This window comes from Methylobacterium sp. AMS5, assembly GCF_001542815.1.
Classification (GTDB): domain Bacteria; phylum Pseudomonadota; class Alphaproteobacteria; order Rhizobiales; family Beijerinckiaceae; genus Methylobacterium.
The window spans coordinates 2,813,573-2,827,378 of sequence record NZ_CP006992.1; the positions used below are offsets into that span (position 1 = coordinate 2,813,573).

The 13,806-nt window shown below is 67.1% G+C and carries 4 protein-coding genes; all 4 read left to right on the forward strand.

What is annotated here, in order from left to right:
• The first annotated feature begins 58 nt into the window (after nt 1-58).
• Nucleotides 59-1,864, forward strand: a complete 1,806-nt coding sequence (gene treZ, locus Y590_RS12575) for a malto-oligosyltrehalose trehalohydrolase (RefSeq protein WP_060770141.1) — start codon at nt 59-61, stop codon at nt 1,862-1,864.
• Nucleotides 1,861-6,801 carry a malto-oligosyltrehalose synthase gene (locus Y590_RS12580; protein WP_060770142.1) on the forward strand — a complete coding sequence of 1,647 codons (4,941 nt, stop codon included), beginning with the start codon at nt 1,861-1,863 and terminating at the stop codon, nt 6,799-6,801. Before treZ ends, Y590_RS12580 begins: the two co-directional genes overlap by 4 nt.
• Before the next feature lie 138 nt (nt 6,802-6,939).
• Nucleotides 6,940-10,314, forward strand: coding sequence for a maltotransferase domain-containing protein (locus Y590_RS12585; RefSeq protein WP_060770143.1), 3,375 nt, complete (start codon nt 6,940-6,942; stop codon nt 10,312-10,314).
• A gap of 171 nt (nt 10,315-10,485) precedes the next feature.
• Complete coding sequence (gene treS / locus Y590_RS12590; protein WP_060770144.1) at nt 10,486-13,752, forward strand: maltose alpha-D-glucosyltransferase; 3,267 nt, start codon at nt 10,486-10,488, stop codon at nt 13,750-13,752.
• Nucleotides 13,753-13,806 lie beyond the last annotated feature (54 nt).

A 13,806-nucleotide genomic window follows, 5' to 3' on the forward strand; every position in this document is an offset into this window, starting at 1 on the left:
AAACGCCCGCCAGCCAGAACGACGATCGATTCCTTTCTCAGTGGAGACCGGTGGCCTGATGCGGCGTGCCCATACGATGCGATTCGGCAGCGAGTTTGCCGAGGACGGTGTGCGGTTCGCCCTCTGGGCACCGACCGCCAAGGATGTGACCCTCGTCGTGGATGGGACGGACCACCCGATCCCCGCTGTCGGCGAAGGCTGGCGTCGGACCACACTGCCGGGGGTGAAGGCCGGCGCGCGCTACGGCTTCCGTATCGACGGCGACCTCGTGGTGCCGGACCCGGCCTCCCGTTTCCAGCCCGAGGACGTTTCGGCGCCTTCCGAGGTGATCGACCCCAGCGCCTATGCGTGGTCCGACCAAGAGTGGACGGGGCGGCCCTGGGAAGAGGCGATCGTCTACGAGGTGCATGTCGGCACGGCGACGCCCGAGGGAACCTATGCCGGGCTGGAGAAGCGCCTCGACGATCTGGTCGATCTCGGCGTCACGGCGATCGAATTGCTGCCGCTCGCCGACTTCAAGGGCACGCGCAACTGGGGCTATGACGGCGTGCTGCCCTACGCCCCGGACTCGGCCTATGGCCGCCCGGACGACCTCAAGCGCCTGATCGACACCGCCCACGCCAAGGGCCTGATGGTGCTGATCGATTGCGTCTACAATCACTTCGGCCCGGCCGGAAACTACCTGAACGCCTATGCCAAGACCTTCTTCACCGAGCGTCACCAGACGCCGTGGGGCGCCGGCATCAATTTCGACGGCAAGGAGTCGGGCCCGGTCGTGCGCGACTACTTTATCGAGAACGCGCTCTACTGGCTGAAGGAGTACCACTTCGACGGAATCCGCTTCGATGCGGTGCACGCGATCCTCGATGATTCCGAGAAGCACTTCCTGGCCGAACTCGGCGAGACGATCCGCGAGACCTTCCCGGAACGGCACATCCATCTGATTCTGGAAAACGAGGCCAATCAGGCCCGCTGGTTGGAGCGCGACGACAACGCTTCGCCCGTGCTTCATAGTGCACAGTGGGCGGACGACCTGCACCATTGCTGGCACGTGCTTCTGACCGGCGAGGATGCCGGCTACTATGAGAGCTTCGCCGACAAGCCGGTGGAGCACCTAGCTCGCTGTCTTTCAGAGGGCTTTGCCTACCAGGGCGAGCCCTTCCCGACCCTCGACAACCATCCGCGCGGCGAGCCTTCGTCGCATCTGCCGCCCTCGGCTTTCGTTACCTTCCTCCAGAACCATGATCAGGTCGGCAACCGGGCGCTCGGCGAACGCTTGAACCATCTCGCAGACCCCAAAAAGCTGGCGCTTGCCCGCGCCGGGCTGCTGCTTGCGCCGCAGATCCCGATGCTTTGGATGGGCGAGGAATGGTCGGCCTCCGCTCCCTTCCTGTTCTTCGTGGATTTCGCGCCCGACGAGGAGTTGAACAAGGCAGTGCGTGAGGGCCGCCGCCGCGAGTTCAAGAGCTTCGCTGCCTTCGCCGACGACACCTCGGTGATTCCCGATCCGACGGAGGCGCGGACCTTCGAGGATTCGAAGATCGATTGGGACGAGGCCGAGACCGAGCCGCATCGCGCCATATGGGCCGACACGCGCAACATCCTCCAGATTCGTCGGCAGAGCGTGGTGCCCCTCACCAAGAGCCGCTACCTCGGGGCTGACGCCAAGATCCCGGCGCCGGGTGTCGTGGATTGTACCTGGCGCTACGCGGACGGCTGGCTGCGCTTCATCGCGAATGTCGGCGACGCGGAATTCTCGGCGAGCGCCGACGGCGGCCAGGTGATCTGGTCGAGCGGGGCTGTCCGACAGGAGATGCAACTGCCGTCATGGACGGGCGTCTTTCTGATCGGTGGCACCAAGTGAATCTCTCTGACGTGAGTGCCTCGGACGTGAGTGATCTCGAACGCCTGGCCGACCTCGTCGGCATTGCCGACGGCTTCACCGATGCTTTCGGGAAGCGGGTCGATACGCCGCTCGATGTTCGCCGCGGCATGCTCGAAGCCCTCGGATTCAAGGCGGCGGATGACGAAGCGATCCGCCGCAGCCTTGCCGCCGTCGAGGCCGTGCGCGCCAACGTGATCCCGCCCCTGCTGGCGGCCGAGGCACGGCGCGGCGTGCGCGTGCCGGTGCGGATGGGCGTGACCTCCGGCGCCGTCGCGTGGCGGCTGGTGGATGAGCACGACCGCTCCCGTGAGGGACGTGCCACCCTCACCGCATCGGAAGACGGCGCCGGGTTCGACCTGCCGCCGTTGACGCCGGGCTATCACAGGCTCTCCGTTACGGTTGGGGAACGCCGGGCCCAGGCGTGGATCGTCGCTGCACCGCAGCGCTGCTGGCGCCCGCGTGCCTATGCCGAGGACGGCGCCCGCGATTGGGGCCTCGCCGCCCAGCTCTACGGCCTGCGCTCGCCGAGCAACCTCGGCATCGGCACGTATGCGGATGCCGGCCGTGCCGCCCGCGATGCGGCTTTGCGCGGTGCCTCGTTCCTCGGGCTCAGCCCGGCCCACGCCCTGTTCCCCACGGACCGGGCGAAGATCTCCCCCTATTCGCCGTCCTCGCGCCTCTTCCTTGAAACCCTCTACATCGAACCGGGCGCTCTGCCGGGCTTCGCCGGGAGCCGCGCCGCTGAGATTTTGGAACGCCACCGCGCCCGCATCGAGACGCTGCGCGACATCTCCCTGGTCGATCATGCCGGCGTCTGGGAAGTTCTCTCGCCCATCCTCGAAGCCTATTGGGAGGATTCCGAAGCTCAAGCCGGCAAGGATGCCGGTTTCGCCGCGTTTCGCGAGGAAGGCGGCGAGAACCTCATATCGCACGCCACCTTCGACGCGCTCTCCGAACTTTTCCGGACCAAGGGCGCGCACTGGCTCGGCGATTGGCCGGAAGAGTATCGCCGTGCCGGTACCGACGCCGTGCGGGCCTTTACCGAGACGCACGCGGACCGCATTAGCTATCACGTCTTCCTGCAATACCTCGCCGACACCCAGCTCAAGGCCTCCTCCGAGATGGCGCTGGCTGCCGGCATGCGGCTCGGCCTCTATCGCGATCTGGCGGTCGGCGCGGACCGGGGTGGCTCGGAGATCTGGTCGCATCCTGAGCGCTTCGCCAACGGTGTCTCGATCGGCGCGCCGCCGGATCTACTCGCCCCCAAGGGCCAGGATTGGGGCCTGCCGGCCTTCGATCCGCTGGAGATGGAGCGCGACGGTCTGAAAGCCTTCCGGGCCCTGGTGAAAGCGAACATGCGCCATGCCGGCGCGATCCGCATCGACCACGCATTCCAGCTCGCGCGCCTGTTCCTGATCCCGCTCGGACGTTCCGCCCGCGAGGGTGCGTATGTCGCGATGCCGTTCGAGCCGATGCTGGCCGTGCTGCGGCTGGAGAGCCACCGCGCCAAGTGCCTCGTCATCGCCGAGGATCTCGGCACCGCGCCGGAGGGCTTCTCCGATGCGCTGATGCAGTCCGGCATCCTCAGCTACCGCATCCTCGCCTTCGAGCGGGAGCAGGGCGGCGCCTTCAAGGCGCCCGAGGCCTATCCTAAGGATGCGCTGACCGCGATCACCACCCACGACCTGCCGACCTTCGTCGGCTGGTGGCGCGGCGTCGATACCGATACCCGGCAATCGCTGGGCCTCTACGATGCCGAGCGGGCCGAGGCCGAACGCACCGAGCGCGTCGCCGAGCGCTGGCGCCTGTCGGAGGCGCTGGCAGCTCAGCAACTCCTGCCGAGCTCCGAGCCGCCGGAACATGCGCCGCTCGAGGCGGCCGCCCGCTACCTCGCCCGCGCGCCGTCGATCCTGACCGCCGTGCAGTACGAAGACGTCGTCGGCGAGCTGTCGCAGGCCAACGTGCCCGGCTCGACCGAGGGTTATCCGAACTGGCGGCGCAAGCTCGACAGAAACCTCGAAGCCATCGCTGCCCCCGGTGGGCCGCTCGCCAAGCTCGCCGCCGCCCTGTCGGCGGAGGAGCGGGGACCGCGCTCGGGCGCTGCCCGCCTCGCTTCGGCGCCGCCGCGGGCGACCTATCGCCTCCAGTTCCACGAAGGCTTCACCTTCGCGGATGCGGAGAAGACGGTCCCTTATCTTCAGAAGCTCGGCATCAGCCATGTCTATGCCTCGCCGCTGCAGCGGGCACGGCCCGGCTCGACCCACGGCTACGACATCGTCGATCACTCCCAGATCAATCCGGAGATCGGCGGCGAGGAGGGTTTCCGCAGCTTCACCGACGCGCTCCACGCCCATGGACTGAAGCTGCTCCTCGACATCGTGCCCAATCACATGGGTGTGGGCGGCGCCGACAATCCCTGGTGGCTCTCGGTGCTCGAGTGGGGAGGGCTCTCGCCCGCGGCCAACGCCTTCGACATCGATTGGGAGCGGCTCGGCGCCAACGGCAAGCTCGTCATCCCTTTCCTCGGCGAGCGTTACGGCGAGGCTCTGGAGAAGGGCACGCTGGAACTGAAATTCGACGAGGCATCCGGCGCCTTCAGCGTCTGGCACTACGAGCATCAGTTCCCGATCTGCCCGCTGCAATACCCGACGATCCTCAACCGGGCGCTCGCGGCGCTCGGCGAGATCGGGGACGACATGTCGGCGGAGGTTCTCGCGATCACCGAACGCCTGCGGGCCATGGGTGAGGAGACCAATCTCGAGCGCCGCCGGGCCATGCCGGAGGCCGCCGAGGAACTGAAGCGCCAGCTTGCGGGCACCGTGCGGGCCTCGCCGCAGATCGCCGCCTCGATCTACCGGGCGCTGCATCTCCTGAACGGCAACCGGGACTATCCCGACAGTTTCGGACCGCTGCATCGGCTGCTCGAACAGCAATCCTACCGGCTCGCCCATTGGCGGATCGCGTCGAGCGACATCAACTACCGCCGCTTTTTTGACGTGAACTCGCTGGCTGGCCTGCGCGTCGAGTTGTCGGACGTGTTCGTTCGCTCGCACGACCTGCTGTTCCGCCTCATCGGCGAGGGCCGAATCGACGGCTTGCGCATCGACCACATCGACGGGCTGGCCGATCCGCTGGGTTACGCCCGCGCGCTTCAGGCCGCGGTCGGCCCAGGCTTCTACATCGTCGTCGAGAAGATCCTGGAGCCCGGCGAGAAGCTGCGCGACTGGCCGGTCGCCGGCACCACCGGCTACGACGTGCTGAATCAGCTCGACGGCATCCTGGTCGATCGGGCGCTGAAGCCGCGCATCGAAAAATTCTATCGGTGGGCCACCGATATGGACACGCCCTACGGCTTCCAATTCCGGGCGGCCAAGGCGGAGATTCTGGAGATCAGCTTCGCTTCGGAACTCGAGGTGATGACCGGCGACCTCAAGCAGATCGCCGATTCCGACCGGCGCACCCGCGACTTCTCCACCAACGCGATCCGTCGGGCGCTGATCGAGATCGTGGCGCGCTTCCCCGTCTATCGCTCCTACCTGCCCGGCGATCTCGATGAGACCGAGATCGAGGCCGAGGATGTGCGGCTGATCGAGGGCGCCGTGCGCAAGGCCAAGCGCTGGAGCGCCCTGCCGGATCGTTCGGTGCACGACTTTGCTGCCGATGCCCTGCTCGGCCGGACCGATCTCGGCTCTGCCGGTCACCCGGATCAGCAGGTGGTCCTGCGCTTCCGCCGCCGGTTCCAGCAGCTCACCGGCCCGGTGATGGCCAAGAGCCTGGAAGACACGTTGTTCTATCGCTTCGTTGAACTGCTCGGCCTCAACGAGGTCGGCGGCGATCCCGGCGAGTACGGCCTCGACGCGGAGCACTTCCACGCGCTTCAGGCCGCGCGGGCTCGCGACTGGCCGAACGCGATGATCACCACGGCCACCCACGACACCAAGCGCGGCGAGGATGCCCGCACGCGCCAGCTCGCTCTCTCCGAGCTTCCGGAGGAATGGGCCCGCGCCTGGGACACGTGGCGCCGCGCCTCCGAGCCGCTGATCAAGCAGGTCGAAGGCGAGCCGGCACCGGACCCGAACGACCAGTGGATGTTCCTCCAGGCGATACTCGGCGCGTGGCCGCTCGAGCTTCTGGACGGTGACGACCCGGACGCGATCGAGGACTTCCGCAAACGGCTCGACGCCTATGCCGAGAAGGCTTTGCGCGAGAGCAAGCGCCGGTCGAGCTGGGTCAACGTGGACGAAGGTTACGAGAGCGCCGTCCACGCGCTCTTCGCGGCCCTGATCGTGCCCGGCTCGGATTGCCTCGATCGGCTCCGGCCGCTCGTGCGTCGTCTCGCGTTCCTCGGCATGATCGCAGGATTGGGACGCACCGTGCTCAAATGCACCCTTCCCGGAATTCCGGACACGTACCAGGGCACTGAGTTCTGGGACTTCTCCTTCGTCGATCCCGACAACCGTCGGCCTGTCGACTACACGGAAAGGGCCCGGGCGCTCGAGGCCGGCGGCACGCCGGACGCGCTGATCGGTTCCTGGCCGGATGGGCGCGTGAAACAGGCGACGTTGGCGCGGTTGCTCGCCGATCGGGCGGCGCGCCCGGCCTTCTACGCCGATGCGGATTACCGTCCGCTCCCGGCGGAAGGGGCGCGTGCGGATCACGTCATCGCGTTTACCCGCTCGGCCGTCACCTCGGGTGAGGACGATCTGCTAGTCGCCGTGCCGAGGCTCGTCGCACGGATGACGGCCGAATCGGGTTGGTCCAGCGAAGCCTTCGCCGGAACCGTCCTGCCCGTGCCAGCCGGCAGCCGGTGGGTGGACGTGGTCGGCGGCGGCGAGATTGCGGCGGAGGGCGACGGGCTCGACCTCGGTCGGCACTTCGCCAAACTGCCCTATCTGGTGTTGCGGCGGGCTGCCTGAGGCGGCCCCACGAAACATCGGTTCGCCGTCCTCTCGGGCGGTGAGCGAGTTTGGTCGTTCGGCGTTTCGTCAATGCTGAACCATGGCCTCGATTCATCACAACGCGCTTGGCGAGAAGCGACAAGACGGAGGCGATCCATGAACGCACCGAACACCGCGATGACGCCTGCGACCCGGACCGGCGCGGAGACGGTGGCCCTTCCGGCCGCCTTCGCCCCCCGCGCGGAGGGCCCGCGCATCTACAACCTGTTCCCGCTCCTCGTCGGGACCGTCTCGGCTTGGGCGGCGGAACTGCCGCGCATCGCCGATCTCGGCTTCAATTGGGTCTATCTCAACCCGTTCCACCAGACCGGCGGCTCGCGCAGCCTCTATGCGGTGGCCGATCTCGACGCGCTCGACGAGCGGTTTCGCGACGATGACGGCACGTCCGACGACGAGCAGATCACGCAGTTCTGCCGGGCCGCTGAGTCGCACGGCGTGTCGGTGATGAGCGACCTCGTCATCAATCACACCGCCGACAATGCCCGCCTGTTCCACGACCGGCCGGACCTGTTCGTGCGCGACGCCGAGGGCAAGCCGGTGAGCCCGGCGGCGATCGATCCCGACGATCCGTCAAAGCGCACGGTCTGGGGCGATCTGATCGAACTCGACTACCATTCCGAGCACGCTCGGGGTGAGCTGATCCGCATCTTCGACGGCTACGTCGCCCGGCTGCAACGGCTCGGCGTGCGCGGCTTCCGCTGTGACGCCGCCTACAAGGTCCCTCCGGATGTCTGGCGCGCACTGATCCAGGCCGCCAAGCAGCGCGAAGCCGACACGCTGTTCGCTGCCGAGACGCTGGGCTGCACCTTCGAGGAGGCGCAGGCAACGGCAGGCGCCGGCTTCGACTACCTGTTCAACTCGTTCGCGTGGTGGAACCTCAAGGCGCCCTGGGCTCTGGAACAGTACGAGCGGCTGCGGGTGGTCGCGCCCTCCATTGCCTTCCCCGAGAACCACGACATGAGCCGGCTCGCCGCCGACATCTCCGGCGGGGCGGAAGCGGTCGCCCAGAGGCTGAAGACACGCTACGCGCTCTCCGCCTTCTTTTCGGCCGGCGTGCTGATGCCGATCGGCTACGAGTGGGGGTATCGCCGGGCGCTGCACGTGGTCGAGACCACGCCCGGTTCGCGCGAGCACGACACGGGAATCGACATCTCGGCTTACGTGACGGCGATCAACGCGTTGAAAGCTTCGATTCCGGCTGCCAATGTCGAGGGCGCACAGATGCGGCTCTCGGCGCCGGATGCGACCTTCACCGCCCTGTTCCGAACCGATACCGGCCACCCGGCTTCGGCGCATTCGGCGACACTCCTCCTGTTCAATCCGGGTGACGCTCCGGCACCGGTCGATGCCGGTCGCCTGATCGAGCGCACCGGCGGCCAACTCGGCCCCTTCGATGACCGCACGCCCGACGTCGAGCCGATCGCCTTCCACCCGGGTGCCAGCATCGATCTGCTGCCGGGCGAGTTGCGCATCCTCGTGGCCGAGCGTGCCAAGGTCGCCGCACCGCCGCCCGCGACCGTGCCGCAGGGCAAGGGCCGCGTCGTCATCGAGGCGGTGACGCCGGAGATCGACGGCGGCCGCTCGGCGGTGAAACGTGTCGTCGGCGAGCAGGTGCGCGTCGAAGCGGACATCTTTTCCGACGGTCACGAGATCATCAACGCGGCGATCCTCTCCCGCGTCGTCGGCGAAGAGACGTGGCGGCGCGACCCGATGGTGTTCGTGGACAACGACCGCTGGGCCGGTCACTTCCCGCTCGAGCGCAACGCCCGCTACGAGTTCACGATCGAGGCGTGGCGCGACGGCTTCTCGTCCTGGGTGCGCGACACCCTGAAGAAGCGCGATGCCGGCGTGGATGTGCGGCTGGAGACGATCGAGGGTGTCGAGCTGATCCAGATTGCCGAGGATCTGGCGAGCGGGGCCGACAAGCAGCGGCTCGACGGGCTGATCCGCTCGCTCGCCGCGGAGCCCGAAGGCTCATCGGTGATCCTGGAAAAGATCCTGGCGCCGGAGACGATGTCGCTGGTCCGGCGCAACGCCGAGCGGGTGAACCTCTCGCGTTATCCCGTGAACATCCCCGTCATCGCCGACCGGCTCGCGGCCCGGTTCTCGGCTTGGTACGAGATCTTCCCGCGCTCGCAATCGGGCGATCCGAACCGCCACGGCACCTTCGCGGACGTAATCCGGCGCCTGCCCGAGATCCGCGAACTCGGCTTCGACGTGCTCTATTTCACGCCGATCCACCCGATCGGGAAGACCAACCGCAAGGGCAAGAACAACACGCTGAAGGCGCAGCCCGGCGATGTCGGCTCGGTCTACGCGGTGGGTTCCGAGGAGGGCGGGCACGAAGCCGTGCACCCCGAACTCGGCACGCTGGAGGATTTTCGCCAGCTCGTCGCCGCCAGCCACGCCCACGGCATGGAGGTCGCGATCGATTTCGCGATCCAGTGCTCGCCCGACCATCCTTGGATCAAGCAGCATCCCGAGTGGTTCGAGTGGCGGCCCGACGGCACGCTCAAATTCGCCGAGAATCCGCCCAAGAAGTACGAGGACATCTCGAACGTCCACTTCTACGGTGGGGCGCTGCCCTCGCTCTGGATCGAGCTGCGCGACATCGTCCTCGGCTGGTGCGCTCAAGGTGCTCGCATCTTCCGGGTCGATAACCCGCACACCAAGCCGATCCCGTTCTGGGAGTGGATGCTGAGCGAAGTGAACGCGCAGTATCCCGACGCGATCTTCCTCGCCGAGGCCTTCACCCGGCCGAAGATGATGAAGAAGCTCGCCAAGGCGGGCTACCAGCAGAGCTACACCTACTTCACGTGGCGCAACACGAAGCAGGAGTTGACCGAGTACGCGCTGGAACTGGCTGGCGAGATGGGCGAGTACTACCGCCCGAATTTCTTCGCCAACACGCCCGACATCAACCCGTACTATCTCCAGACCAGCGGACGCCCCGGCTTTATCGTGCGCGCGACGCTGGCAGCCACGCTCTCGTCGATCTACGGCATCTACAACGGCTTCGAGCTGTGCGAGGCCGCGCCCTATCCGGGCAAGGAAGAGTATCTCGATTCGGAAAAGTACGAGCTGAAGGCGTGGGACTATCACCGCCCCGGCAACATCCGCGACCACATCATCAAGCTCAACCAAGCTCGCCGGGACAATCCGGCGCTGTGGGACTTCCGGAACATCCACTTCACCGGTGCCTGGAACGACGACATCATCGCCTATGCGAAGGTGACGCCGGAGCGTGACAACTGCGTGTTCGTGATGGTCAACCTCGACCCGAAGAACCGGCAGGAATGCACCTACGAGGTGCCGCTGCATTTGCTCGGCCTGCCCGACGACGGGGCAGTCGAGGTCGAGGACCTGCTGCTGGGCTACAAGTTCGAGCTCTACGGCAAGAACCACCGGATCGCCCTCGATCCCGCCGACCGCTCGGCAATCGTCTGGCGGATTCGCCCTCGGCGCGCCTGACGACCCGCGCCCCGCATCGAACCGGCCTCCACTTTCGGTGCGGGGCGCTCTAGATCGAGCGGAATACGGCGTCACCGTCGTGTTCTCGCCAAGAAGCGGGCCGAGGAGGCTCGCAGCCCGGTGCCACACGGCCCGGTTCCGCTCTCGAAAGTGACGTGAGGCAGCGACGGGATGATCGATCGCAGCGATCCGCAGTGGTACCGTGACGCCATCATCTACCAGATCCACGTCAAGTCGTTCTTCGACTCGTCGAACGACGGGATCGGCGATTTCGAGGGGCTGACGCAGAAGCTCGATTATGTCCGTGACCTCGGGGTCACGGCGATCTGGCTGATGCCGTTCTATCCCTCGCCGCTGCGCGACGACGGCTACGACATCGCCGACTACCGCGATGTGAACCCCTCGTACGGGACGATGGAAGATTTCCGCCGCTTCGTGGCAGCCGCCCACGAGCGGGGCTTGCGCGTCATCACCGAGCTGGTCATCAACCACACCAGCGATCAGCACCCCTGGTTCCAGCGCGCCCGCGAGGCGCCGGCCGGGTCGCCCGAGCGCGATTTCTACGTGTGGTCGGATACCGACGAGAAGTATTCCGATACGCGCATCATCTTCCTCGACACGGAAGTGTCGAACTGGACGTGGGACCCGGTCGCCAAGCAGTACTTCTGGCACCGCTTCTACAGCCACCAGCCCGACCTGAACTTCGACAACCCGGCCGTGCTGGAGGCCGTGATCGAGGTCATGCGCTACTGGCTCGACATGGGCGTCGATGGGCTGCGGCTCGACGCGATCCCCTACCTGATCGAGCGCGACGGCACGAACTGCGAGAACCTGTCGGAGACCCACGACGTCATCAAGGCGATCCGTGCGGCGCTCGACGCGGAGTATCCCGATCGGATGCTGCTGGCCGAGGCCAACCAGTGGCCGGAGGAAACCGCGCAGTATTTCGGCGAGGGCGACGAATGCCACATGGCGTTCCACTTCCCCCTGATGCCGCGGATGTACATGGCGATCGCCCGGGAGGACCGGCACCCGATCACCGACATCATGCGCCAGACCCCCGAGATCCCCGAGGGCTGCCAGTGGGCGATCTTCCTTCGCAACCACGACGAGCTGACGCTTGAGATGGTGACGGCGGAGGAACGTGACTATCTCTGGTCGTTCTACGCCGCCGAGCGGCGCGCCCGCATCAATCTCGGCATCCGCCGCCGCCTTGCGCCGCTGCTGGAGAACGACCGGCGCAAGATCGAGCTGATGAAGTCCCTCGTCCTGTCGATGCCCGGCACGCCGGTGCTCTACTACGGCGACGAGATCGGCATGGGCGACAACATCTATCTCGGTGATCGCGACGGCGTGCGCACGCCGATGCAGTGGTCGCCCGACCGCAACGGCGGCTTCTCGCGGGCCACCCCGCAGAAGCTGTTCCTGCCCTCCATCCAGGACCCGATCTACGGCTACGACGCGATCAACGTCGAGGCGCAGATCCAGGCGCAGACCTCTCTGCTGAACTGGACGCGGCGCATGATCGCGATCCGCAACAACTCGGTCGCACTGGGGCGCGGCGCGATCCAGTTCCTGTATCCGGCGAACCGCAAGGTGCTCGCCTGGATTCGGGAGCACGAGAACGAGCGCATCCTCTGCGTCGCCAATCTCTCGCGGGCCCCGCAGGCGGTGCAGCTCGATCTGTCGGACCTACGCGGCGCGATCCCGATCGAGCTGACCGGCGGCACGGCCTTCCCGGCGATCGGCGAACTGCCCTACCTGCTGACCCTGCCGGCCTATGGCTTCTACTGGTTCGCTCTCTCGGTCGCGAATACCGGCGAGATCGGCCCGCAGCCGCAAAGCCCGGAGCTGTTCACCCTGGTGCTCACCGGCGGCATCGAGACCCTCATCAAGGGCCGCGAGCGCACGGCCTTCGAGCGCACGGTGGCGCCGCCCTTCATCGGTTCGCGCCGCTGGTTCGGCGCCAAGGGCACGCGCATCAAGTCGGTGCAGGTCGATGACAGCGCCATCGTCAAAGACGGTTCCGGCGAAGGCAAGTTCCTGCTGCCGCGGGTGGCAGTGACCCTCGCCAATGGCGAGCGCCAGGACTACTTCGTGCCGCTCGCCGTCGAGGAGGGGCGCGAGGACGAGACTCTGCTGGACCACGCGGTCGCCCGCGTGCGCCGCGGTCCCCGCACCGGCCTGCTCTACGAGGCTGCCGCCGCTGCGCCGTTCGCCGTCGCCTTGATCGAGGCGATGCGCGACGGCGTCACGATCCCGTCCGAGCGCGGAAGCCTCGTCTTCTCGACGACCTCGGCCTACGATCCGGAAGTGCCGTTCGAGGCCGCCGACGTGCGCCGCCTCTCGGCCGAGCAGAGCAACACCTCGATCGCCATCGGCGCGCGGATGATGCTCAAGCTGCTGCGCCGCCTCCAGCCCGGCACCCATCCCGAGATCGAGATCGGCCGGTTCCTTACCGAGCAGGCCCATTTCGCCAACACGCCGGCGCTGCTCGGCGTGGTCGAGCATGTGGCCGAGGACGGCACCCGCACTGCCCTGGCGCTGCTCCAGAAGTTCGTCCTCAACCAGGGCGACGCCTGGACACTGATGCTGGAAGGCCTGCGGCGCGACTTCGAGATCGTGGTGCTCGCACCCGAGAGCGAGGCGCCAGCGCCGGAGGATGCCTTCAACGCGCATCTTCGCTGGGCGCAGTTGCTCGGCCAGCGCACGGCCGAACTGCACCGGGCCTTCGCCATCGACACCGACGATCCGGCCTTCGCAGTCGAGCCGTTCGGCGAGGCGGATCTCGCTTCGCTCGCGGATGACGCGCGCCATCAGGCTGCGCGCGCGTTCAAGGGACTCGCTGCGATCACCGCGTGGTCGCCCGGCTCGGCCAGCGAGGCGCTCGCGTCCCGCCGCGGCGAGGTCGAGGCGCTCATCACCGAGTTGGCCTCCGGCCCGCTGCGGGGTGCCACCAAGACCCGCATCCACGGCGATTACCATCTCGGGCAGGTGCTGGCCTCCGAGGGCGATCTCATCATCGTCGATTTCGAGGGCGAGCCCTCGCGTCCGGTGGAACAGCGCCGGGCCAAATCGACTCCGATGCGCGACGTGGCGGGCATGCTGCGCTCCTTCGCCTACGGAGCCGAGACGGTGGTGCGTGAGATCACCACCCGGTTCGGCGACAGCGAGGAGCGGGCGCGCAATGCGGCGATCGCGTGGCGCGGCATGATCGATGCAGCGTTCCTCGACGGCTACGGGCAAGCCGTGGCCGGCAGCCGGGCTGCGGTGGAGGATGCGGAGACGCAATCCCGTCTGCTGCGCCTGAGCCTGCTGACCAAGGCGCTCTACGAGGTCGATTACGAAGTGAACAACCGCCCCGACTGGATCGAAATCCCGGCACGGGGTGTTCTCAACATACTGGATGAAGCCAAGCGCGACCGCGCTTCGGTGTGACCTGCGCGCTCCCGCGCCCCATCCTGTATCGGCCCGGGAGCGCTTCCGAGAGAG